Annotated in this window: 16 protein-coding genes and 1 pseudogene; 13 read left to right on the top strand and 4 right to left on the bottom strand. The window is 71.4% G+C overall.

Annotated features, from left to right (window positions below):
- Positions 1–116: 116 nt before the first annotated feature.
- Complete coding sequence (locus tag CCZ36_RS06515) at positions 117–1004, bottom strand: glycerophosphodiester phosphodiesterase family protein (protein WP_128817193.1); 888 nt, start codon at positions 1002–1004, stop codon at positions 117–119.
- Positions 1005–1235: 231 nt separating this feature from the next.
- Here CCZ36_RS06515 and CCZ36_RS06510 point away from each other — a divergent pair, with 231 nt between their 5' ends.
- The 5 genes and pseudogenes from CCZ36_RS06510 to CCZ36_RS06490 all read left to right on the top strand — a co-directional run bounded on the left by CCZ36_RS06510 (position 1236) and on the right by CCZ36_RS06490 (position 8466).
- Positions 1236–2066 (top strand): MHYT domain-containing protein, encoded by an 831-nt coding sequence (locus tag CCZ36_RS06510; protein ID WP_069740267.1) that lies wholly within the window; start codon positions 1236–1238, stop codon positions 2064–2066.
- A gap of 39 nt (positions 2067–2105) precedes the next feature.
- Positions 2106–4235, top strand: coding sequence for an excinuclease ABC subunit UvrB (uvrB, locus tag CCZ36_RS06505; RefSeq protein ID WP_069740266.1), 2130 nt, complete (start codon positions 2106–2108; stop codon positions 4233–4235).
- A gap of 214 nt (positions 4236–4449) precedes the next feature.
- Positions 4450–5028 carry a TerD family protein gene (locus CCZ36_RS06500; RefSeq protein WP_032761469.1) on the top strand — a complete coding sequence of 193 codons (579 nt, stop codon included), beginning with the start codon at positions 4450–4452 and terminating at the stop codon, positions 5026–5028.
- Positions 5029–5210: 182 nt separating this feature from the next.
- Positions 5211–7206, top strand: a pseudogene (locus CCZ36_RS06495) (TerD family protein).
- A 243-nt stretch (positions 7207–7449) separates the two neighbouring features.
- Entirely contained in the window at positions 7450–8466 is a 1017-nt protein-coding gene (locus tag CCZ36_RS06490) for a TerC family protein (protein ID WP_128817192.1), read from the top strand.
- A 132-nt stretch (positions 8467–8598) separates the two neighbouring features.
- Here the strand turns inward: CCZ36_RS06490 and CCZ36_RS06485 are convergent, their stop codons facing one another.
- Positions 8599–9255, bottom strand: a complete 657-nt coding sequence (locus CCZ36_RS06485; RefSeq protein WP_069740263.1) for an MBL fold metallo-hydrolase — start codon at positions 9253–9255, stop codon at positions 8599–8601.
- Between the two features lie 10 nt (positions 9256–9265).
- Positions 9266–9955 carry a maleylpyruvate isomerase family mycothiol-dependent enzyme gene (locus tag CCZ36_RS06480; RefSeq protein ID WP_128817191.1) on the bottom strand — a complete coding sequence of 230 codons (690 nt, stop codon included), beginning with the start codon at positions 9953–9955 and terminating at the stop codon, positions 9266–9268.
- A gap of 175 nt (positions 9956–10130) precedes the next feature.
- On the opposite strand from CCZ36_RS06480, the gene uvrA reads away from it, so the two are divergent.
- Positions 10131–13178, top strand: a complete 3048-nt coding sequence (uvrA, locus tag CCZ36_RS06475) for an excinuclease ABC subunit UvrA (protein WP_128817190.1) — start codon at positions 10131–10133, stop codon at positions 13176–13178.
- A gap of 277 nt (positions 13179–13455) precedes the next feature.
- Positions 13456–13884: a Rieske (2Fe-2S) protein gene (locus CCZ36_RS06470; RefSeq protein WP_069740260.1), complete on the top strand. Its 429-nt coding sequence runs from the start codon at positions 13456–13458 to the stop codon at positions 13882–13884.
- A 21-nt stretch (positions 13885–13905) separates the two neighbouring features.
- Here the strand turns inward: CCZ36_RS06470 and CCZ36_RS06465 are convergent, their stop codons facing one another.
- Positions 13906–14838: a hypothetical protein gene (locus tag CCZ36_RS06465; RefSeq protein ID WP_128817189.1), complete on the bottom strand. Its 933-nt coding sequence runs from the start codon at positions 14836–14838 to the stop codon at positions 13906–13908.
- Positions 14839–15066: 228 nt separating this feature from the next.
- Here CCZ36_RS06465 and CCZ36_RS06460 point away from each other — a divergent pair, with 228 nt between their 5' ends.
- The 6 genes from CCZ36_RS06460 to whiA all read left to right on the top strand — a co-directional run bounded on the left by CCZ36_RS06460 (position 15067) and on the right by whiA (position 21941).
- Entirely contained in the window at positions 15067–15702 is a 636-nt protein-coding gene (locus CCZ36_RS06460; protein ID WP_069740275.1) for a papain-like cysteine protease family protein, read from the top strand.
- Between the two features lie 4 nt (positions 15703–15706).
- A complete protein-coding gene (locus CCZ36_RS06455; RefSeq protein ID WP_128817188.1) occupies positions 15707–16675 on the top strand; it encodes a hypothetical protein in 969 nt (322 codons plus the stop codon).
- Between the two features lie 130 nt (positions 16676–16805).
- Positions 16806–18926: an excinuclease ABC subunit UvrC gene (uvrC, locus tag CCZ36_RS06450; protein ID WP_128817187.1), complete on the top strand. Its 2121-nt coding sequence runs from the start codon at positions 16806–16808 to the stop codon at positions 18924–18926.
- Positions 18923–19930, top strand: a complete 1008-nt coding sequence (rapZ, locus tag CCZ36_RS06445) for an RNase adapter RapZ (RefSeq protein WP_176734629.1) — start codon at positions 18923–18925, stop codon at positions 19928–19930. The genes uvrC and rapZ overlap by 4 nt, the downstream gene beginning before the upstream one ends.
- Positions 19927–20961, top strand: a complete 1035-nt coding sequence (locus CCZ36_RS06440) for a gluconeogenesis factor YvcK family protein (protein WP_006123687.1) — start codon at positions 19927–19929, stop codon at positions 20959–20961. Before rapZ ends, CCZ36_RS06440 begins: the two co-directional genes overlap by 4 nt.
- Positions 20952–21941, top strand: a complete 990-nt coding sequence (gene whiA / locus CCZ36_RS06435; protein WP_006123686.1) for a DNA-binding protein WhiA — start codon at positions 20952–20954, stop codon at positions 21939–21941. Before CCZ36_RS06440 ends, whiA begins: the two co-directional genes overlap by 10 nt.
- Positions 21942–22187 lie beyond the last annotated feature (246 nt).

Genomic DNA, 22187 nt, shown 5'->3' with positions numbered 1-22187 from the left:
AACGGCGGACCCGCCGGCGGAAACGCGGAACGGCGGACCCGCCGGCGGGCCCGCGGCCGACGGACCCGTCCCTCCGCGGCGTCAGCCCCCCGGCCGAGTCAGCCGGCACGGCCGCGTCAGCTCGTCGCGTCGCGCACCATGTCGGGGAAGTTGGTGATGATGCCGTCGACCCCGTAGTCACGGGCCTTCACCGCGTCCGCCGCCTTGTTGACCGTCCACGTGTTCACCCGCAGACGCTTGCCGTGCGGGCCCTTGAGCCGCTGGACGGCCGCCACGTAGTCGGCGCCGATCGTCGCGTACGACGGGTTGATCTGGTCGGTGAACGTCGCGTACGAGGGCAGGTCAGCCACCGCCGGGGTGCCCAGGAAGCCGGTCGTGATGTCGGGGCGCAGTTCGTGCACCTTCTTCACGCTGTCGGCGCCGAAGCTCTGGATGACCAGCCGGTCCCGCACGTGGGAGCGGTCCAGCCACCCCGACCGGCCCAGGGTCCGGATGATGTCCCGTTCGATGCCCGGGTAGGTCGCCGGGCTCTTGATCTCCAGGAGCAGCTTCTGCCGGTTGCGCTCCAGGCGGTGCAGGAACTGGGTGAGCGTCGGGATCCGGGCCCCGGTGAACTGCTCCCCGAACCAGCTGCCCGCGTCGAGTTTCGCCAGCTCCGCCGCGGTGAAGTCCTTGACCGCCCACGGCGCCCGGTCGGGGAAGACCTCCTCGACGTCCGTCGTGCGCTTCAGGTCGGTGTCGTGCAGCACGACGAGCACGCCGTCACGGCTGCGGTGGACGTCGTTCTCGACCCAGTCGATACCGAGTGCGTCCGCTGCGTCGACGGCGGCGAGGGTGTTCTCCGGCGCGTAGCCCGACGCCCCCCGGTGGGCCACGACGACCGGGTTCGCCCGCTGCGCGGAGACCTGGTCCGGGGCCTCGGGCCGGTCGGCGGGCAGCAGCAGGGCGCCGGCGCCGAGCAGGGCGGCGGCGGTGGTGGAGGCGGTTGCGGTGCGGACGAACACGGGGACTCCTCACGTCGGGAGTGTGCGGACACGCAGAGAGTGACAGCGGCCCGCCAACGCCCGGCGGGGTGGCGATGGCCGCGAAATGAACGGAACCTTCGGTCCGGAGGACCACCACCGCGGCACGGCCCGCGACCGTGCCGATAAAATGCGCCTTCTTTTGTCTGTCTGCCGGGACTCGCCCCTTGGGGACCCTCCTCGACCCCGGGCATTCTCGAAGGGCGCACGCGCATGCAAGGAACAGTCGACGGATTCACCTACGGCCTGGTGACTCCGGTCGCGGCGTTCTTCATGGCCGCGCTGGGAGCCGCGCTCGGACTCCGCTGCACCACCCGGTCCCTTCACACGACACGCTCCTGTCGCATCGGCTGGCTGGCGCTGGGCTCGTTGTCCATCGGCTCCGGGGTGTGGACCATGCACTTCATCGCGATGACCGGCTTCACCGTCCAAGAGACGCCGATCTCCTACGACAAGACCCTCACCTTCGCCGGCCTGGCCGTGGCCGTCGTGATGATCGGCATCGGCATCTTCATTGTGGGATACCGGGGCGCGACCCGCATGGCGCTGATCACGGGCGGCACCATCACCGGTCTCGGCATCGCCTCGATGCACTATCTCGGCATGGCGGGCATGCGCCTGGCCGCACACCTCGCGTACGACACGCCCCTCGTCGTCCTCTCGGTGCTGATCGCCGGGGGCGCCGCCACGGGCGCGCTGTGGGCGGCCGTCACCCTGCGGGGAGCCCTCTCCGGCCTCGGCGCGAGCATCCTGATGGCCATCGCGGTGACCGGGATGCACTACACCGGCATGGCGGCGCTCGACGTGCACCTGCACCTGCCGCCCACCCTGCCGGCCGACCTGGCCGACGTCCTGCCCCGCGACCGGCCCGCCGAGATCATCGGCCCGATGCTGGCGGGACCCGCCTGCTTCCTGCTCCTCGCCGCCGTCGTGCTGCTGATCGACCCGAGGTTGATGACCGGCGGCCCCGGCCCGTACCCGCGGGCCGGACACCGACCGCGGAGCATGGTCCGCGAGGGCGCGGCACGGGCCCGGTACCGCTGATCCGAGGCCGTTGTCAGTGGCGGGCCGTACGGTGGTTGCATGCGGCCCGTTTCCAAGATCGAACGTTCGGTGCGGCCTTTCGAGGTCGTCAGTCCCTACCAGCCCAGCGGCGACCAGCCGACGGCCATCGCCGAGCTGGAGCGGCGTATCCGCGCCGATGAGAAGGACGTCGTCCTGCTCGGCGCGACCGGCACCGGCAAGTCGGCGACCACCGCCTGGATGATCGAGAAGCTGCAGCGCCCCACCCTGGTGATGGCGCCCAACAAGACGCTCGCCGCCCAGCTGGCCAACGAGTTCCGTGAGCTCCTCCCGAACAACGCGGTGGAGTACTTCGTCTCGTACTACGACTACTACCAGCCCGAGGCGTACGTCCCCCAGTCGGACACCTACATCGAGAAGGACTCCTCCATCAACGAGGAGGTAGAGCGGCTGCGCCACTCGGCGACGAATTCGCTGCTCACCCGCCGCGATGTCGTCGTGGTCGCCTCCGTCTCCTGCATCTACGGCCTCGGCACGCCCCAGGAGTACGTGGACCGCATGGTCCAGCTCAAGGTCGGCGAGGAGATCGACCGGGACCAGCTGCTGCGCCGCTTCGTCGAGATGCAGTACACGCGCAACGACCTGGCGTTCACCCGCGGCACCTTCCGGGTCCGGGGCGACACCATCGAGATCTTCCCGGTCTACGAGGAGCTCGCCGTCCGCATCGAGATGTTCGGCGACGAGATCGAGAACCTGTCCACGCTCCACCCGCTCACCGGCGAGATCATCAGCGAGGACCCCACGGTCCACGTCTTCCCCGCCAGCCACTACGTCGCCGGGCCCGAGCGCATGGAGCGGGCCGTCAGCGGCATCGAACAGGAGCTGGAACAGCGCCTGGCCGAGCTGGAGAAGCAGGGCAAGATGCTGGAGGCCCAGCGCCTGCGCATGCGCACCACGTACGACATCGAGATGCTCCGCCAGATCGGCACCTGCTCCGGCGTCGAGAACTACTCGATGCACTTCGACGACCGTGCGCCCGGCACCGCCCCCAACACCCTCCTCGACTACTTCCCGGACGATTTCCTGCTCGTCCTGGACGAGTCCCATGTGACCGTCCCGCAGATCGGCGCGATGTACGAGGGGGACGCCTCCCGCAAGCGGACCCTCGTCGACCACGGCTTCCGGCTGCCGTCTGCCATGGACAACCGGCCGCTGAAGTGGGAGGAGTTCCTGAAGCGGATCGACCAGACGGTGTACCTCTCCGCCACGCCGGGGAAGTACGAGCTCTCGCGGGGCGACGGCTTCGTCGAGCAGATCATCCGCCCCACCGGCCTCATCGACCCCGAGGTCGTCGTCAAGCCCACCGAGGGCCAGATCGACGACCTGGTCCACGAGATCCGCGAGCGCACCGAGCGCGACGAGCGGGTCCTGGTCACCACGCTCACCAAGAAGATGGCCGAGGACCTCACCGACTATTTCCTGGAGCTCGGCATCCAGGTCCGCTATCTGCACAGCGACGTCGACACCCTGCGCCGCATCGAGCTGCTGCGCGAGCTGCGCTCCGGTGAGTACGACGTGCTCGTCGGCATCAACCTCCTGCGCGAGGGCCTCGACCTTCCCGAGGTGTCCCTCGTGGCCATCCTCGACGCCGACAAGCAGGGCTTCCTGCGCTCCGGCACGTCACTCATCCAGACCATCGGCCGCGCCGCCCGTAACGTCTCCGGCCAGGTCCACATGTACGCCGACAAGGTCACCCCGGCCATGGAGCAGGCGATCGACGAGACGAACCGGCGCCGCGAGAAGCAGATCGCGTACAACACCGAGCGGGGCATCGACCCGCAGCCGCTGCGCAAGAAGATCAACGACATCGTCGCGACCATCGCCCGCGAGGAGATCGACACCGAACAGCTCCTCGGCACCGGCTACCGGCAGGGCAAGGAGACCAAGGCCCCGGTCCCGGCGCTCGGCGGCAAGGCGGCCAAGGGCGGGGCGAAGGGCAAGGCCGCCAAGTCCGGTGCGGTGACCGGGGACCGTCCCGCGACCGAGCTGGCCGGGATCATCGAGGAGATGACCGACCGGATGCGGGCCGCCGCCGCGGATCTGCAGTTCGAGGTCGCCGCCCGGCTGCGCGACGAGGTCGGTGAACTGAAGAAGGAGCTGCGTCAGATGAAGGAAGCGGGCATGGCCTGATCCCGACGTTCCATCCCGCTGCCGATCGCCGGCGCCGGGCCGCTCCCGGCGCCGGCGATCGACACCGTTCCACCGCGCCGGGCGGGCCACGCCGGGTGTGTTGCAAGACCGACACAAAAACGGACCGAACCTGCTGCCGCCCGGGGTGGAATGCGTAGGGTGCGGGGAAACCGCACACGGATGGTTGCGGGGCAACGCCGAGAGGGGACAGCGCGTGACGGTCAATATGACCAAGGGTCAGGCCATCAGCCTGGAGAAGAGCGACGGGGGCACCCTGACCGCGGTACGGATGGGGCTCGGCTGGCAGGCGGCTCCGCGCCGTGGCCTGTTCGGTTCGCGCACCCGCGAGGTCGACCTGGACGCCTCGGCGGTGCTCTTCGCCGACAAGCAGCCCGTCGACGTCGTGTTCTTCCGCCACCTCGTCAGCGACGACGGCTCGGTCAAGCACACCGGTGACAACCTCGTCGGCGGCGCCGGCTCCGGCGGCGACGACGAGGCCATCCTCGTCGACCTCCAGCGCGTCCCGGTCCACATCGACCAGATCGTCTTCACGGTGAACTCCTTCACCGGACAGACGTTCCAGGAGGTCCAGAACGCCTTCTGCCGCATCGTCGACGAGACCAACGGCCAGGAGCTCGCCCGGTACACGCTCGACGGCGGCGGCCAGTACACCGCGCAGATCATGGCGAAGGTGCACCGGGCGGGCAGCGGCTGGAAGATGACGGCCCTCGGGAACCCGGCCAACGGCCGCACCTTCCAGGACCTGATGCCGTCGATCCTCCCGCACCTGTAGGACCAGGACCGGTCCAAATTTCCGGCCCGGCACCGAAACAGGCGGGGGCGGCTCCCGGCGGCACAGGCCGCCGGGAGCCGCCCCACGCGCAGCACGGCGGCAGACGGCCGTACGCGGCAGAACACGGCATGGCAGGGCCCGGCACCCCCAGCGGAGCGCGGGCCATCGAGGGGGACAGGGCAATGACGGCCGAACTGGTCCGGGGGCAGAACCACACCTTGCCCCAGACCCGTCTGGAGATCCGGGTGTCGGCGGGCACGCCCGTCGTGGCCGGGGCCACCCTCGGCGACGAAGGGGGCACGGTGCGCGGCATCGAGTGGATCGCCCACCCCGGCTCGCCCCAGCTCCCCGGGCTCGAAGTCTCCCAGCAGGCGGCGGCCGACCACCGGCTCGCCGTCGACCTGGAGGCCCTGCCCGCCGGTGCCCATCGGGTCACCGTGCTGCTCGCGCTGCCCGTCGGAGTCGGCGGCCCGGTGCGCTTCGGCGCCGTCCCCGCCCCCTTCGTCGCCGTCACCGGGCTCGACGGCACCGAGATCGCCAGCTTCACGCTCACCGACCTGGACGCCGAGTCCGCGGTCAGCGCCCTGGAGCTCTACCGCCGCCAGGACGCCTGGAAGGTCCGGGCGGTCGGACAGGGGTATGCGGGCGGGCTCGCCGCGATGCTCGCCGACCAGGGCGTGGGGGGCCCCGCCGCACTGGCCGGAACGATCCAGGAAGCCGTCACCCGGGGCCTGGCCCGCTCGGTGGCCCCGCCGCCGCCCCGGACCCCGGAAGGCGACCGCGTACGGCACGCGACGGGCTCCGCCGACCACAGCCCGACCGCGCCGCCCCCGTCCCCGGAGCCCTCCGTGCCGCTGAGCGACCCGGCCGCCACCGGCCCGGCGCACCCCGCCCAGCCGCACACCGCCCCCGGGCCGGCCGCCGCGGGGCCCTCGGTCGCAGGGCCCTCCGCCGACGGGCCCATCAACTACGCGCACCCGCGGCGCCGGCACGCCGCGCCTCCCTCGCCGCCGCCCACCGCCCCCCGCGCAGCCCGGACAGCCCGCCCAGCCGGTCGCGGGCGACGCCACCGGCTGGTCGATGGACGAACGCCTCTACAACCAGATCTGGGGCATGTTCGAGGACCTGGCCCGCGCCGTGGCCGCCTACCGCAGCGCCGTCGACTTCGCCGAGTCCCGGATGGAGCAGGAGCTCGACCGGGCCCTGTCCGACCCGCGCAACCGGATCGGCGGTGCGGGCGACCACGCCCGCGAGGAGGCTCGCGCCAAGCGCGACGAGCTGGCCTCCCGGGCCCGGGAGGCGCTCGACCGCGATCTGGCCCAGCTGGCCGCCGAGGCGGCCGTCGTCGAGCCCGCGCTCCCGGCGGCGTACGCCGGCTGGGGCAACCCCGTCTGGCACGCCCACCGCATCCCCATGGAGATACCGATGGCCCTGCGCATCGGCGATCTCCATCTGCCCGAGCGCGCCGACCTGCGCATCCCGCTGCTCGTCCGGCTGCCGCTGGAGCGCGGTATCTGGGTGGACAGCGGACGGGCGGCGTCCGAGGCGGCCGCCCTGATGGACGCCGACCGGCTGCGCCGGCTGGCCATGGAGACCGCGGTCGCGCACGCGGCGCGGCTCCTCGCGGTGTATCCGCCCGGGGAGTTCGCGGTGCACGTCATCGATCCGGCGGGTTCGGCGGCGGGCCCGCTCGCGCCGCTGGTCGAGGCGGGCGTCCTCGCCGGACCGCCCGCCGCCGGACCCGGGGGAGTGGCGTCGGTCCTCGCCCACCTCACCCGGCGGGTGGACCTGGTGCAGATGGCGGTGCGGGCCCGGGCGGCCGACTCGCTCCCGCCCGACCTGGACACCGGTGAACAGCTCCTGGTGGTCAACGACTTCCCGCACGGTTTCGACGACCGGGCCGTCACCCAGCTCCGCTACCTCGCCGACGAGGGCCCCGCGGTCGGGGTGCACCTGCTGATGGTCGCGGACCGGGAGGAGGCCAGTGCGTACGGGCCGGTCCTCGATCCGCTGTGGCGTTCGCTGCTGCGGATCACGCCGGTCGCCGACAGTCACCTCGCCGACCCCTGGGTCGGGCATGCCTGGACGTACGAGCCGGTGGCGGTCCCACCGGGCAGCCGCGTCCTGGAGCAGGTGCTCGCGGCGGTGGCCGAGGCCCGCAGGGCTGCCGGCCGCTGACCAGAAGGACACCGCTCCGAACTGGGGTTTTGACCGCTCCTTTACCTTCTCCTTTACCTTCCCTTGGTGATACCTGTACTGTTCGTGGAACGGAGGGGAGTACTCCTTACGCGACGTCCCGTCAATACGGACCGGTATCGGTCCCGGGGCGCCGGTCCAGGCACGCACCCCGTGCAGGGATGGAAGAGACCTCCGGCAGCGACGACGCTGATTCAGTAGCCGTAGCGAACTGCCGGAGGCGCAGTGGACGTTTCATGGACCGTATGGGCCCTGACCATCGTTGGTCTGTCAGCCCTGATCGCCGTCGACTTCTTCATCGGGCGCAAGCCCCATGACGTGTCGACCAAGGAAGCCGGGATCTGGACAGTCGTCTGGATCGCGCTGGCCATTCTCTTCGGACTCGGCCTCATGGTCGCCGGTGAGAGCCAGGCCTCCGGCGAGTTCTTCGCAGGTTTCATCACCGAGAAGTCGCTGAGTGTCGACAACCTCTTCGTCTTCGTCCTGATCATGGCGAAGTTCTCGGTGCCCTCCCACCTCCAGCAGCGTGTGCTGCTGATCGGTGTGCTCATCGCCCTGGTGCTCCGCGCGATCTTCATCGCCGCCGGCGCCGCCGTGATCGCGAACTTCTCGTGGGTGTTCTACATCTTCGGCGCGTTCCTGATCTACACCGCCTGGAAGCTCATCCAGGAGGCCCGGGCCGGTGAGGAGGAAGAGGAGTTCGAGGAGAACCGCCTCCTCAAGAAGATCGAGCAGCGCTTCGGCGTCGCCGACCAGTACCACGGCACGAAGCTCTTCATCCAGAAGAACGGCAAGCGCATCCTGACCCCTCTGATGGTGGTCATGCTCGCCATCGGTATGACCGACGTGCTGTTCGCGCTGGACTCGATCCCGGCGATCTTCGGCCTGACCCAGGACCCCTACATCGTCTTCACGGCCAACGCGTTCGCGCTGATGGGTCTGCGCCAGCTGTACTTCCTCATCGGCGGCCTGCTGAAGAAGCTGGTCCACCTCAGCTACGGCCTGTCGGTGATCCTCGGCTTCATCGGCGTCAAGCTGGTGCTGCACGCCCTGCACGAGTCCGGCGTGCACACGCCCGAGATCTCCATTCCCTTCTCGCTCTCCGTCATCTGCGGCGTCCTGGTGATCACCACGATCACCAGCCTCATCGCCAGCAAGAAGCAGGCGGCCGCCGAGACGGCGGAGGCGGCGAAGGCGGAGACGACCGGCTCGGCCGACCAGGAGAGCAAGACCCTCAGCTGACCCGGAGCCGCCCCGGGCGGCACAGGGACACACCGGCAGCGGCCGGGGTGGAAACGGCGAACGCCGTTCCACTCCGGCCGCTCTCGCGTGGTCCAGGACGTGTCCGGGACGTGATCCGGGACCCGCGGCGGGCTACCAGCCGCGGGCGCGCCACTCGGGCAGCTGCGGACGCTCGGCGCCGAGCGTCGTGTCGTGCCCGTGGCCCGGGTAGACCCACGTCTCGTCGGGCAGCCGGTCGAACAGCTTCGTCTCGACGTCGTTCAGCAGACTCGCGAACGCCTCGGGGTCCTGGTTCGTGTTCCCGACCCCGCCGGGGAAGAGGCAGTCCCCGGTGAACAGATGCGGGGCGCCGTGCGGATCGTCGTAGACCAGGGCGATGGAGCCCGGGGTGTGACCGACCAGATGGCGGGCGGTGAGTTCGACCCGGCCGACCGTGATCGTGTCGCCGTCCTCGACCAGGACGTCGGTCGGCACCGGGATGCCCTCGGCGTCGTAACGGCCCGCGTACGTCCGGGCGCCCGTCGCCCCCACCACCTCGGCCAGCGCCTGCCAGTGGTCCCCGTGCCGGTGGGTGGTGACGACGGACGCGATCGAGTCGTCACCGATCAGCGCGAGCAGGGTCTCCGGCTCGGCGGCCGCGTCGATCAGCAGCTGCTCGCCGGTGGCCCGGCAGCGCAGCAGATACGCGTTGTTGTTCATCCCGCCGACGGCGACCTTGGAGATCATCAGGTCCGTCAGTTCGTGCACGCTCGCCGGTCCGCCGACCTTCACCGCTCCGCTGTACGTCATACGGCTCAGCCTATAGCGGGGGCAGCGTGGGCAACGGGCCTCCGGCCACCGTCAGCGCGGAGCCGTCGCGCCGTCCGCAGAGCCAGCCCAGCAGCTCCGCGGCGGGTCCCTGCACCGTCACCAGGTCGCTCGGCGGGCCGCCGCCCGTGCTCCAGGTCCGCCCGTCCGCGTCGGTCAGCCCGGTGGCGGGCACGCTCTGGTTGCCCAGGAAGCGATCGGCCAGGAAGGCGATCTCCCGCTCCACGAATGCGGCGGGGAGGTCCTCCAGCTCGTAGCCGATGCCGAGGTCGACGTGGTGCAGATCGACCTCGACCCAACGCCGGAAGGGGACCCGGGCCGCGGAGTCCGTCACCCCGTTGCGCAGGGTGACCGTACGGGACCAGTCGGCCGGTTCGGCGGAGACGGCCAGGAAGGCGTCCGAGGTCGCCCGCAGGTCGGCCAGCTGCTCGGCCGCCGGGCGGGGGGCGCCGGCCGCGATGTCGGCGTCGCGGGTTTCGCTGCTCGCGTACATCGGGAGACCGCGGAGAACATTTCCGAGCGCTTCGGCGTTACGTGACAGGTGGGCCAGAACATGGCCCCGACTCCATCCGGGCAGCCGTGACGGCTCGGCGACGGCGGCGTTGTCCAGTTTGCCGACTGCGTCGAGCAGCCGTTCGGTCGCTTCCCGTACAGCTCCCAGGTCGTGCGCATGATCAATCATGCGGCCGAGCCTAGCCTCGCCACTCATTCGGGTGAAGGAGGGGAAGGGCGGCCGTAAATCGAATGTGCGTGCTATACGCTCGGAATCGAAAGCTTCGTACACCGCTGTGGCGCCCCCCATACCCTGGGAGAGGGGCTCAGTTCCCCCGCTTCTCTCTAGAAAGGTGCGGACCGGCGTGGCCGACCGTCTCATCGTCCGTGGCGCGCGCGAGCACAACCTGAAGAACGTCTCGCTCGACCTGCCCCGTGACTCCCTCATCGTCTTCACCGGGCTCTCCGGGTCGGGCAAGTCGTCCCTCGCGTTCGACACGATCTTCGCCGAGGGCCAGCGCCGCTACGTGGAGTCCCTCTCCTCGTACGCCCGGCAGTTCCTCGGCCAGATGGACAAGCCGGACGTCGACTTCATCGAAGGTCTGTCCCCGGCCGTCTCCATCGACCAGAAGTCGACCTCGCGCAACCCGCGCTCGACGGTCGGCACGATCACGGAGGTCTACGACTACCTCCGGCTGCTCTTCGCCCGGATCGGCAAGCCGCACTGCCCCCAGTGCCGCCGCCCCATCTCCCGACAGTCGCCGCAGGCCATCGTCGACAAGGTCCTCGGCCTGCCCGAGGGCAGCCGCTTCCAGGTCCTCTCGCCGCTGGTGCGCGAGCGCAAGGGGGAATTCGTCGACCTCTTCGCCGACCTCCAGACCAAGGGCTACAGCCGGGCCCGGGTCGACGGCGAGACCATCCAGCTCGCCGAGCCGCCCACGCTCAAGAAGCAGGAGAAGCACACCATCGAGGTGGTCGTCGACCGCCTCACCGTCAAGGACAGTGCCAAGCGCCGGCTGACCGACTCGGTCGAGACCGCGCTCGGCCTCTCCGGCGGCATGGTCGTGCTCGACTTCGTCGACCTCCCCGAGGACGACCCCGAGCGCGAGCGGATGTATTCCGAGCACCTCTACTGCCCCTACGACGACCTCTCCTTCGAGGAGCTGGAGCCGCGCTCCTTCTCCTTCAACTCGCCCTTCGGCGCCTGCCCCGACTGCACCGGCATCGGGACGCGCATGGAGGTCGACCCGGAGCTGATCGTCCCGGACGAGGAGAAGTCCCTCGACGAGGGAGCCATCCACCCCTGGTCCCACGGCCACACCAAGGAGTATTTCGGCCGCCTGATCGGCGCGCTCGCCGAAGCCCTCGGTTTCCGTACGGACATCCCCTGGGCCGGACTGCCGCAGCGGGCCAAGAAGGCCCTGCTCTTCGGCCACAAGATCCAGACCGAAGTCCGCTACCGCAACCGTTACGGGCGCGAGCGCGCCTACACGACCCCCGCTTTCGAGGGTGCGGTGCAGTTCGTCAAGCGGCGGCACACCGAGGCCGAGAGCGACTCCAGCCGGGAGCGCTTCGAGGGCTACATGCGCGAGGTGCCCTGCCCCACCTGTGAGGGCACCCGGCTCAAGCCGATCGTCCTCGCGGTGACGGTGATGGAGAAGTCCATCGCCGAGGTCGCCGCGATGTCGATCAGCGAGTGCGCCGAGTTCCTCGGCCGCCTCAAGCTGAACGCCCGCGACAAGAAGATCGCCGAACGGGTGCTCAAGGAGGTCAACGAGCGGCTGAAGTTCCTGGTGGACGTCGGCCTGGACTACCTCTCGCTGAACCGCGCGGCCGGCACCCTGTCCGGCGGCGAGGCCCAGCGCATCCGGCTGGCCACCCAGATCGGCTCCGGCCTGGTCGGCGTGCTGTACGTGCTGGACGAGCCGTCCATCGGCCTGCACCAGCGCGACAACCACCGGCTCATCGAGACCCTGGTCCGGCTGCGCGACATGGGCAACACGCTCATCGTCGTCGAGCACGACGAGGACACCATCAAGGTCGCCGACTGGGTCGTGGACATCGGCCCCGGCGCCGGTGAGCACGGCGGCAAGGTCGTCCACTCCGGTTCGCTCAAGGAGCTGCTGGGGAACAAGGCCTCGATCACCGGCCAGTATCTGTCCGGCAAGCGGTCCATCCCGACCCCGGACGTCCGCCGCCCGGTCGACCCGGCCCGCACCCTGACCGTGCACGGAGCCCGCGAGAACAACCTCCAGGACATCGACGTCTCCTTCCCGCTCGGCGTCCTCACCGCCGTCACCGGCGTCTCCGGGTCCGGGAAGTCGACCCTGGTCAACGACATCCTCTACACCCACCTCGCCCGCGAGCTGAACGGCGCCAAGTCGGTGCCCGGCCGTCACACCCGGGTCGACGGCGACGACCTCGTCGACAAGGTGGTCCACGTCGACCAGTCGCCGATCGGCCGGACCCCCCGCTCCAACCCGGCGACGTACACCGGAGTCTTCGACCACGTCCGCAAGCTGTTCGCCGAGACGATGGAGGCGAAGGTGCGCGGCTATCTGCCGGGCCGCTTCTCCTTCAACGTCAAGGGCGGCCGCTGCGAGAACTGCTCCGGCGACGGCACGATCAAGATCGAGATGAACTTCCTGCCCGACGTGTACGTTCCGTGCGAGGTCTGTCACGGTGCGCGCTACAACAGGGAGACCCTGGAAGTCCACTACAAGGGCAAGTCCATCGCCGAGGTGCTGGACATGCCGATCGAGGAGGGTCTGGAGTTCTTCGCGGCCGTCCCGGCGATCGCCCGCCACCTCCGTACGCTCAACGACGTCGGCCTCGGCTATGTCCGGCTCGGCCAGTCCGCGCCGACCCTCTCCGGCGGCGAGGCGCAGCGCGTCAAGCTGGCGAGCGAGCTCCAGAAGCGTTCCACCGGCCGCACGGTCTACGTCCTGGACGAGCCCACCACCGGTCTGCACTTCGAGGACATCAGCAAGCTGATCACGGTGCTCTCGGGCCTGGTGGACAAGGGCAACTCGGTGATCGTCATCGAGCACAACCTCGACGTGATCAAGACCGCCGACTGGGTGGTCGACATGGGCCCCGAGGGCGGCAACGGCGGCGGACTGGTCGTCGCCGAGGGAACCCCGGAGCAGGTCGCCTCGGTGCCCGCCAGCCACACCGGGAAGTTCCTCCAGGGCATTCTGGACGCGGACCGGATCGCCGAGGCCGGGGTGCCCTCGGGCGGGGCACCCCGCAAGACGGCCGCCCGCAAGGCCGCCCCGGCGAAGAAGACGGCGGCCGCGAAGAAGACGGCAGCCGCCAAGAAGGCCACGGCGACCAAGGCGAAGGCCACCGCCACGGCCACCGGCACCAAGGCCGCTGCCGCCAAGAAGACGACCCGGGCCCGCAAGGCCTGAGCCCCGGGCTCACCTATGGCGGCGCCCCCGGCAGGACGACGGGGGCCGCCGCCATCGGCATGGGCGGCCCGCCCCCGGCGGAGCGGGGCCGTGTCCCGCCGGGCCGCCCGCGGCCGCCCCCTCTCGACCGGCCCGCCCGCAAGACTCCCGTTCCTCGCCGGTATCGTCGGTTCTGTCACCGGCACCCGCGGCCGCCGTCGTCGCTCCGCGTCCGTCCGGCGACCCGACTGCGGTGCCCCACCGCGATCCGCCTCGAACGACACCCCGTGGAGTCCGCATGCCCGGCCTGCCCGCCGCCCGCCGTACCGTGCTGAAGGGCGCCGCGCTCGCCGGTGCCGCCGGGCTCGGGGCGGCCGCCTGCTCGACCGAGTCCAAGCTCGGGCACGCCAAGAACCCCACGCCGACCGCTCCCGTCGCCCTCGGCGCGGCCTCCGAGGTGCCGGTCGGCGGAGCCAAGCTCTACCGGGAAGCGCGCCTCGTCGTGAGCTGCCCGGCCAAGGGCGAGTACAAGGCGTTCAGCGCGCAGTGCACCCACGGCGGCTGCGTGCTGACCAAGATCGAGGGCACCGAGGGCCACTGCCCCTGCCACGGCAGCCGCTTCGACACCACCACCGGCGAGGTCATCGAAGGGCCGGCCACCGTGCCGCTGCCCGCCGTCCCGGTCACCGCCGAGGACGGCAACCTCGTCGCGGGCCCCGACGCCTGAACCACAGACGCCGGCCGCCCCTCACTCCCAGTCCCAGTCGATCCCGATCAGCCCCGGCCGTACGCCCTCCTCCACCAGGTGCACGGTCCGGTGCCGGCCGGTCAGTGTGAGGTCCCCGCGGGCCCCGCGCACCGCCCCCGCCGACGCCTGGGCGAACCGGCGGCACCGGACCGGGAGCGCGGCCTCGTCGAAGCCGACCTGGAGCACGTACTGGCCGCCCCCGAAGGTGAAGCCGCGCACGTACTCCCCGCTCGACCCACCCGTACCGTCCTCGAAGCCGTAACCGAAGAGGTACGTCTCGCCGGACCGCAGCCGGGTGTCGAACAGCAGCTCCGCCACCAGCACCCCCGACTCCCCGTCCCAGCGGACCCGGCCCGTCCGGCAGTTCTCCAGGGCCCGCACCACGATCCGCGACGGGTCACAGCCGGGATCGCCCCGGTACACCGCGAGATAGCGGTCCACGCCGTCCCGGTGCGCGCGCACCACATGCCGGGAGGAGCGGCCCGCCAGCTCCCGGCGCGCCCCGATCCGTACCCGCTCCTGGTGCCCCACCGTGTGCAGCCCGCCGTCCACCGGTGACTCCATCGCCGCGAGGAGCCGCTCCACCGAGCCCGACGCCTCCATCAGCGACCGGTACGTACGCCCCGCCGGACGGTCCCCCTCGCCCGCGGCGTCACCGTCGCGCAGCAGCCTCAGCAGCGAGTCCTCCGGCAGCGCGAGCACCTCCTCCAGCGCCCGCACGGCCCGCAGCGACTCGGCCCGCCGGGGGCGGCGCACCCCCTGCTGCCAGTAGCTGAGGCTGGTCACGCCGAGTTTGACGCCCCGGTGCTCCAGATGGTGCCGCACCCGCTGGAGCGGCAGCCCGCGCACCGACAGGGCCGTGCGCAACGCCAGATGGAACGGACCGGTCCGCAGAACCTGGGCCAGTTCGGTCTCGGTCTCGGTCTGCCGCATGGGCGGGCCTCCGGTGAACGTTCACGTGGGGAGTGGCGACACCGACCCCCGGGGGACGCGGGGGAGCAGGTGACCGGGGCGGTGCCGTTCACACGGACGCCGTGCCGTTCACACCGTGATGTCACCTCGCATTGAAGCGTGTTGACCTGCTCCGGACAACGCCGGATGCTCTTCGTCAGCGTCCGGACGCGCTCCTCCGATCCCCACCCCCGTTTCGGGAGGAACGCCATGCGCAACCGCAATGTCAGCCCCGGACGGCCCGGAAGGCCCGCACGGTCCGGAAGGTTCTCGTTCACCGCCCTCCTGGCCGCCGCCCTGCTCGCCGTCCCCGCGGCCACCGCCACCGCCGCCCAGCCCCCTGCCACGACCGGCTCCACCGTCGCCGCCGCCCAGCGGCTCAACATCACCATGCAGGCGCAGCAGCAGAGCAACTGGTGCTGGGCGGCCGGCGGCAACACCATCGCCGCCTGGTTCGGCCGCGGCTACTCCCAGAACCAGTTCTGCAACGCCGCCTTCAACCGCAACCAGAACACCCAGTGCCCCAACTCGCAGGCCACCCTGGGCAACGTCCAGACCGGTCTGTCCTGGGCCGGGGTCAGGCCCGGCAGTTACGTCACGGGCTGGCTGCGCTACCCGACCGTGCAGGCCGAGATATCCGCCCAGCGCCCCATCGAGACCCGGATCCAGTGGTCGTCCGGCGGTGGCCACATGCACGTCATCTACGGGTACGACGACGCCAACAGCTGGGTCTACTGGGGCGATCCCTGGCCCTCCAGCAACCGCTACAACTGGGCCTCGCACGCCTGGTACGTGAACAACAACGAGTTCTCCTGGACCCACTCGCTCTACCGGATCGGGGCGTGAGGACATGAACTCCACCACCCGGCGCACAGCCACCGCACGGAACGCGGCCACCGCACGGCGCCTCGCCGTCGCCACCGCCCTCACCGCGACGGCCCTGCTCACCGCCGCCGTTCCCGCCCTCGCCGACGACGGCCGCGCGGCCCCGCCGAAGCTGACCGCGTCGACCCTCGAAGCCGCGCACGAGGCCGCGACCGAGCCGGAGACCCTGGACACCCTGTCCCGGTTCTTCGCCCGGGAGGGCGCGGTGAGCAGGAAGGCGAGCGCACCGAGGATCGAGGGGAAGGCCGTGCCCGTGCGGACGCTCTCGGCCGCCTTCGTCGCGGGAAAGCCCGGGGCCGCCCCGAGCACCCTGGACTACCTGGCCAGCACCGCCGTCTCCTCCGACGGCCAGAAGGCCTCTCTGTGGACTCTCCCCGAGGCGGGCGCCGACGGTGACTGGCAGGTGGTGAACATCGCCGCCGGCGACGACGAGGCCCGCTACGCGGCCCAGGGGGCCCGCACCCTCCCCGGGGGCACCGTCTTCCGCGAACCGCAGATCGACGCCTGGTACGTCCACGACGGCTCCCGGGTCCTCCCGCTCGACGAGGACGCGAGGACCGCCGTGGGAGCGCGGGGCACCACGCTCGACGCCTACCGGACCCGGGTGAAGGAGGCGTACGGCGACAAACTGCCCGGCTCCGGATACGCCCGGTCCGGCCGGGCGGGCGGCTACGGCCCCGACGCGGACACCGGACCGGCCATCGGCCCCGCGCCCGCCCCCGGCCCCGTCCCGGGCCCGGCGGCGGCGGACCGGGCCGGCCCCGGTCCCGCCGGAGACCCCGCACTGGCGGGCGCGGCCCAGGGCCCCGACACGGCCCTGACCGCCGTCTCCACCACCGCCGGAGTCGGGGCGCTCCTCGCCCTGGCCCTGTGCGGGGCCGCGGCGCTGCGCCGCCGGAGCCGTACCGGGCGATCCCCGGTCACGGACGCCTGAGCGGCCGCTCAGGCGACTCCGGCGGCCTCACCGGCCCGCGCTCCGGGGTGCGGAACACCCCACGGCACTCCGGAGCGCGGCACCACCCGAGGACGACGTACTGTCACTGCCCGCAAGTAGGGTGTGAGACATGGCAGACCCCTCCAGCTACCGCCCCAAGCCGGGACAGATCCCCGACTCCCCGGGGGTCTACAGGTTCCGCGACGAGCACCGCCGGGTGATCTACGTCGGGAAGGCCAAGAACCTGCGCCAGCGCGTGGCCAACTACTTCCAGGACCTGGCCAATCTCCACCCGCGTACGCGCACGATGGTCACCACCGCCGCATCCGTCGAGTGGACGGTCGTCTCCACCGAGGTCGAGGCGCTCCAGCTGGAGTATTCCTGGATCAAGGAGTTCGACCCCCGGTTCAACGTCAAGTACCGGGACGACAAGAGCTATCCCTACCTCGCGGTCACGCTCAACGAGGAGTTCCCCCGCGTCCAGGTCATGCGCGGCGCCAAGAAGAAGGGCGTGCGCTATTTCGGCCCGTACGGCCACGCCTGGGCGATCCGCGAGACGGTCGACCTGATGCTCCGCGTCTTCCCCGTCCGTACCTGCTCCGCCGGCGTCTTCAAGAACGCCGCGCGCACCGGCCGCCCCTGCCTGCTGGGTTACATCGGCAAGTGCTCCGCCCCCTGCGTCGGCCGGGTCACTCCGGAGGAACACCGGGATCTGGCCGAGGACTTCTGCGACTTCATGGCCGGGCGCACCGGCACCTACATCCGCCGCCTGGAGAAGGACATGATGCAGGCGGCCGAGGAGATGGAGTACGAGCGGGCCGCCCGCCTCCGCGACGACGCCGAGGCCCTCAAGCGGGCCATGGAGAAGAGCGCCGTCGTCCTGGCCGACGCCACCGACGCCGATCTGATCGCCGTAGCCGAGGACGAGCTGGAGGCGGCCCTCCAGATCTTCCACGTACGCGGCGGCCGGGTGCGCGGCCAGCGCGGCTGGGTCACCGACAAGGTCGAGGCGGTCGACACCTCCGGCCTCGTCGAGCACGCCCTCCAGCAGCTGTACGGGGAGGAGCGCGGCGACGCCGTCCCCAAGGAGGTCCTGGTCCCCGCCCTGCCCGAGGACACCGAGGCGGTCTCCCAGTGGCTCGCCGCGCGCCGGGGCTCCCAGGTCAGCCTGCGCATCCCGCAGCGCGGCGACAAGAAGGACCTCATGGCCACGGTCCAGCGCAACGCCCAGCAGGCGCTCGGGCTGCACAAGACCAAGCGCGCCTCCGACCTGACCACCCGCTCCCGCGCCCTGGAGGAGATCGCCGAGGCGCTGGGTCTCGACACCGCCCCGCTGCGCATCGAGTGCTACGACATCTCGCACCTCCAGGGCGACGACGTGGTGGCCTCCATGGTGGTCTTCGAGGACGGCCTCGCCCGCAAGAGCGAGTACCGCCGCTTCCAGATCAAGGGCTTCGAGGGCCAGGACGACGTCCGCTCGATGCACGAGGTGATCGGCCGCCGCTTCAAGCGCTACCTCCAGGAGAAGGAGCGCACGGGGGAGTGGGAGGAGCAGCCCACGGACACCGCGGCCGACGGGCCCGCCGCCACCGCCCCCGCCACCGCCACCGACCTCAGCCTCGCCACCACCCCCGTTCCCGCGACCGGGCCGGTCCCCGCCGCCACCGGCCCCGCTTCCGGCGCCGTCCCCGCCGTCGCCGAGGACGCCGAGCCCCGGGAGGACGACGGCCGCCCCAAGCGGTTCGCCTACCCGCCGCAGCTGGTCGTCGTCGACGGCGGGCAGCCCCAGGTCGCCGCCGCCAAGCGCGCCCTGGACGAGCTGGGCATCGACGACATCGCCGTCTGCGGCCTCGCCAAGCGTCTGGAAGAGGTCTGGCTCCCCGACGACGACGATCCCGTGGTCCTGCCCCGCTCCAGCGAGGGCCTCTACCTCCTCCAGCGCGTGAGGGACGAGGCGCACCGCTTCGCCATCACCTACCAGCGCGCCAAACGCGCCAAGCGCATCCGCACCAGCCCCCTCGACGACGTGTCCGGCCTCGGCGAGACCCGGAAGCAGGCGCTGATCAAGCATTTCGGCTCGGTGAAGAAGCTTCGGCAAGCGACAATCGACGAGATCTGCGAGGTCCCCGGGATAGGGCGGAGGACGGCGGAATCGGTGGCCGCCGCCCTGGCCTCGACCGCTCCCGCGGCACCTGCCGTGAACACGGCCACAGGAGAGATCATCGAAGAGGACGACGGGGGCAGCTCATGACCGAGAACAGCCACGAGACCGCACAGCACACCTCAGGCCCGACCGCCACGGGCCCGGCCGTCACGGAGACGGCCGAGACCGCAGACCGAGCAGACGGAGCAGCAGACGTGAGTACGAACACCCCGAACGAGACGGGTGACGCGGCCATCCCCGAGCTGGTGATCATCTCCGGGATGTCGGGCGCCGGCCGCAGCACCGCCGCCAAGTGTCTGGAGGACCTCGGCTGGTTCGTCGTCGACAACCTGCCGCCCGCGCTGATCCCCACCATGGTCGAGCTCGGCGCCCGCTCCCAGGGCAACGTGGCGCGGATCGCCGTCGTCGTCGACGTACGCGGCCGGCGCTTCTTCGACAACCTTCGCGAATCCCTCGCGGACCTGGAGGCCAAGCACGTCACCCGGCGGATCGTCTTCCTGGAGTCCTCCGACGACGCCCTCGTGCGCCGCTTCGAGTCCGTCCGCCGCCCGCACCCCCTCCAGGGCGACGGGCGCATCGTCGACGGCATCGCGGCCGAGCGCGACCTGCTGCGCGAGCTGCGTGGCGACGCCGACCTGGTCATCGACACCTCCAGCCTCAACGTGCACGAGCTGCGGGCCAAGATGGACGCCCAGTTCGCGGGCGAGTCCGAGCCGGAGCTGCGGGCCACGGTGATGTCCTTCGGCTACAAGTACGGCCTCCCCGTCGACGCCGACCTGGTCGTCGACTGCCGCTTCCTCCCCAACCCGCACTGGGTCCCCGAGCTGCGCCCCTTCACCGGCGTCAACGAGGAGGTGTCCGACTACGTCTTCGACCAGCCGGGCGCCAAGGAGTTCCTCAACCAGTACACCGAGCTGCTCCAGCTCATCGCCGCGGGCTACCGCCGTGAGGGCAAGCGGTACGTGACCATCGCCGTGGGCTGCACCGGCGGCAAGCACCGCTCCGTGGCCATGTCCGAGAAGCTCTCCGCCCGCCTCGCCGCCGAAGGCATCGAGACCGTCCTCGTCCACCGCGACATGGGGCGAGAGTGACCGGACGCAATCTGCGGATGCGGCGCCTGAGCCGCGCCACCTCGGCGCTCTCGGGCCGCAAACGCGGTGCTCAGCCCAAGGTCGTCGCGCTCGGCGGCGGCATGGGCCTCTCGGCGTCCCTGACGGCGCTGCGCCGGATCACCGGCGATCTCACGGCCGTGGTCACCGTCGCCGACGACGGCGGCTCCAGCGGCCGGCTGCGCGAGGAGCTGGGCGTGCTGCCGCCCGGCGACCTCCGCAAGGCGCTCGCCGCGCTGTGCGGCGACGACGACTGGGGCCGCACCTGGTCCCAGGTGGTCCAGCACCGGTTCGAGTCCAAGGGTGACCTGCACGGGCACGCGGTCGGCAATCTGCTGATCGTCGCCCTCTGGGAACAGCTCGGCGACCACGTCCAGGCGCTCGACCTGGTCGGCAAGCTGCTCGGCGCGCACGGCCGGGTGCTGCCGATGTCGGCGGTCCCGCTGGAGCTCCAGGCGCTGGTCAAGGGCCATGACCCCGATCTGCCCGACGCGATCGTCACCGTGCGCGGTCAGGCCACGGTGGCGCTCACGCCCGGCGAGGTGCAGTCCGTGCACGTGGTCCCGCCCGACCCGCCGGCCGTTCCGGAGGCCGTCGCGGCGGTCCTGGACGCCGACTGGGTGGTCCTCGGCCCCGGCTCCTGGTTCTCCTCGGTGATCCCGCACCTGCTCGTGCCGGAGCTGCTCGACGCCCTGGTCACCACGAAGGCCCGCAAGGTCCTCTCGCTGAACCTCGCGCCCCAGCCCGGCGAAACAGAAGGCTTCTCACCGCAGCGTCATTTGGAGGTTTTGGGGCGACACGCCCCTAAACTCGCCTTGGACGTGGTGCTGGCCGATGAGGCCGCCGTGCCCGACCGTGAGTCCCTCGCCGACGCCGCCCAGCGGCTCGGAGCCGCGGTCGAGCTGGCGCCGGTGGCATCGCCCGACGGCGTTCCGGTCCATGATCAGGAGCTGTTGGCCGCCGCGTACGACCGTATTTTTCGGATGCATGGAAGGATCGGCCCATGGCGATGACGCCAGCGGTGAAGAACGAAATCTCTCATCTTCCCGTCACCCGGACCTGCTGCAGGAAGGCAGAGGTCTCGGCGATTCTTCGGTTCGCGGGCGGGCTGCACCTGGTGAGCGGCCGGATTGTGATCGAGGCGGAGCTGGACACCGGCAACGCCGCCCGCCGTCTCAAGCGCGACATCCTGGAGATCTTCGGGCACAGCTCGGAGCTGATCGTGATGGCCCCCGGCGGACTGCGGCGCGGCTCGCGCTATGTCGTCCGCGTGGTGGCGGGCGGCGACCAGCTGGCCCGTCAGACCGGTCTGGTCGACGGCCGCGGCCGGCCGATCCGCGGGCTGCCCCCGCAGGTGGTCTCGGGGGCCACCTGCGACGCCGAGGCGGCCTGGCGCGGCGCCTTCCTCGCCCACGGCTCGCTCACCGAGCCCGGCCGCTCCTCCTCCCTGGAGGTCACCTGCCCCGGCCCCGAGGCGGCCCTCGCCCTGGTCGGCGCGGCCCGCCGGCTCTCCATCGCCGCCAAGGCCCGCGAGGTGCGCGGCGTGGACCGCGTGGTCGTCCGCGACGGCGACGCGATCGGCGCCCTGCTGACCCGGCTCGGCGCCCACGACGCGGTGCTCGCCTGGGAGGAGCGGCGGATGCGGCGCGAGGTCCGCGCCACGGCCAACCGGCTCGCCAACTTCGACGACGCGAACCTGCGCCGCTCGGCCCGCGCGGCGGTCGCCGCAGGGGCCCGGGTGGGGCGCGCGCTGGAGATCCTCGGCGAGGAGGTCCCCGAGCACCTCGCCGCCGCGGGACGGCTGCGCATGGAGCACAAGCAGGCATCGCTGGAGGAGCTGGGCGCGCTCGCCGACCCGCCGCTGACCAAGGACGCGGTCGCCGGCCGGATCCGCCGACTGCTCGCGATGGCCGACAAGCGGGCCCAGGACCTGGGCATCCCGGGGACCGAGGCGACCCTCAGCGAGGAGCTCGCCGACGGCCTGGTCGGCTGACTCGGCGGCGGGCGGGGGACGTTGGTCCCGACCCCGCCGGGACCTCGGTCCCGCGCCCGCCGGGACCCACGTCCCGGCGGGCGAAACGGTGGCCCGTACCCCTACTGGCGAGTACGGGCCACCGGTCGTATCCGGTGGCGCGTAGGGGCCCTCTCGATGTCACTCCCCGGCCCTCGGAGAGGTAGGGTCGGAAGCGGTCGGGGACATCCCTATACAACTCGCCGGCGTCGAAAACCGGCGTACCTA

The organism is Streptomyces sp. S063, assembly GCF_002832675.1.
GTDB lineage: Bacteria > Actinomycetota > Actinomycetes > Streptomycetales > Streptomycetaceae > Streptomyces > Streptomyces sindenensis.
This window is presented reverse-complemented; position numbering and strand designations above follow the sequence as displayed.

What these genes read in the sequence shown, in the direction of transcription:
- CCZ36_RS06510 (WP_069740267.1), top strand. Translation starts at nt 1,236, where the DNA reads ATGCAAGGAACAGTCGACGGATTCACCTACGGCCTGGTGACTCCGGTC.
- uvrB (WP_069740266.1), top strand. Translation starts at nt 2,106, where the DNA reads ATGCGGCCCGTTTCCAAGATCGAACGTTCGGTGCGGCCTTTCGAGGTC.
- CCZ36_RS06485 (WP_069740263.1), bottom strand. Translation starts at nt 9,255, where the DNA reads ATGACGTACAGCGGAGCGGTGAAGGTCGGCGGACCGGCGAGCGTGCAC.
- CCZ36_RS06480 (WP_128817191.1), bottom strand. Translation starts at nt 9,955, where the DNA reads ATGATTGATCATGCGCACGACCTGGGAGCTGTACGGGAAGCGACCGAA.
- CCZ36_RS06470 (WP_069740260.1), top strand. Translation starts at nt 13,456, where the DNA reads ATGCCCGGCCTGCCCGCCGCCCGCCGTACCGTGCTGAAGGGCGCCGCG.
- CCZ36_RS06465 (WP_128817189.1), bottom strand. Translation starts at nt 14,838, where the DNA reads ATGCGGCAGACCGAGACCGAGACCGAACTGGCCCAGGTTCTGCGGACC.
- CCZ36_RS06460 (WP_069740275.1), top strand. Translation starts at nt 15,067, where the DNA reads ATGCGCAACCGCAATGTCAGCCCCGGACGGCCCGGAAGGCCCGCACGG.
- CCZ36_RS06455 (WP_128817188.1), top strand. Translation starts at nt 15,707, where the DNA reads ATGAACTCCACCACCCGGCGCACAGCCACCGCACGGAACGCGGCCACC.
- uvrC (WP_128817187.1), top strand. Translation starts at nt 16,806, where the DNA reads ATGGCAGACCCCTCCAGCTACCGCCCCAAGCCGGGACAGATCCCCGAC.
- rapZ (WP_176734629.1), top strand. Translation starts at nt 18,923, where the DNA reads ATGACCGAGAACAGCCACGAGACCGCACAGCACACCTCAGGCCCGACC.
- whiA (WP_006123686.1), top strand. Translation starts at nt 20,952, where the DNA reads ATGGCGATGACGCCAGCGGTGAAGAACGAAATCTCTCATCTTCCCGTC.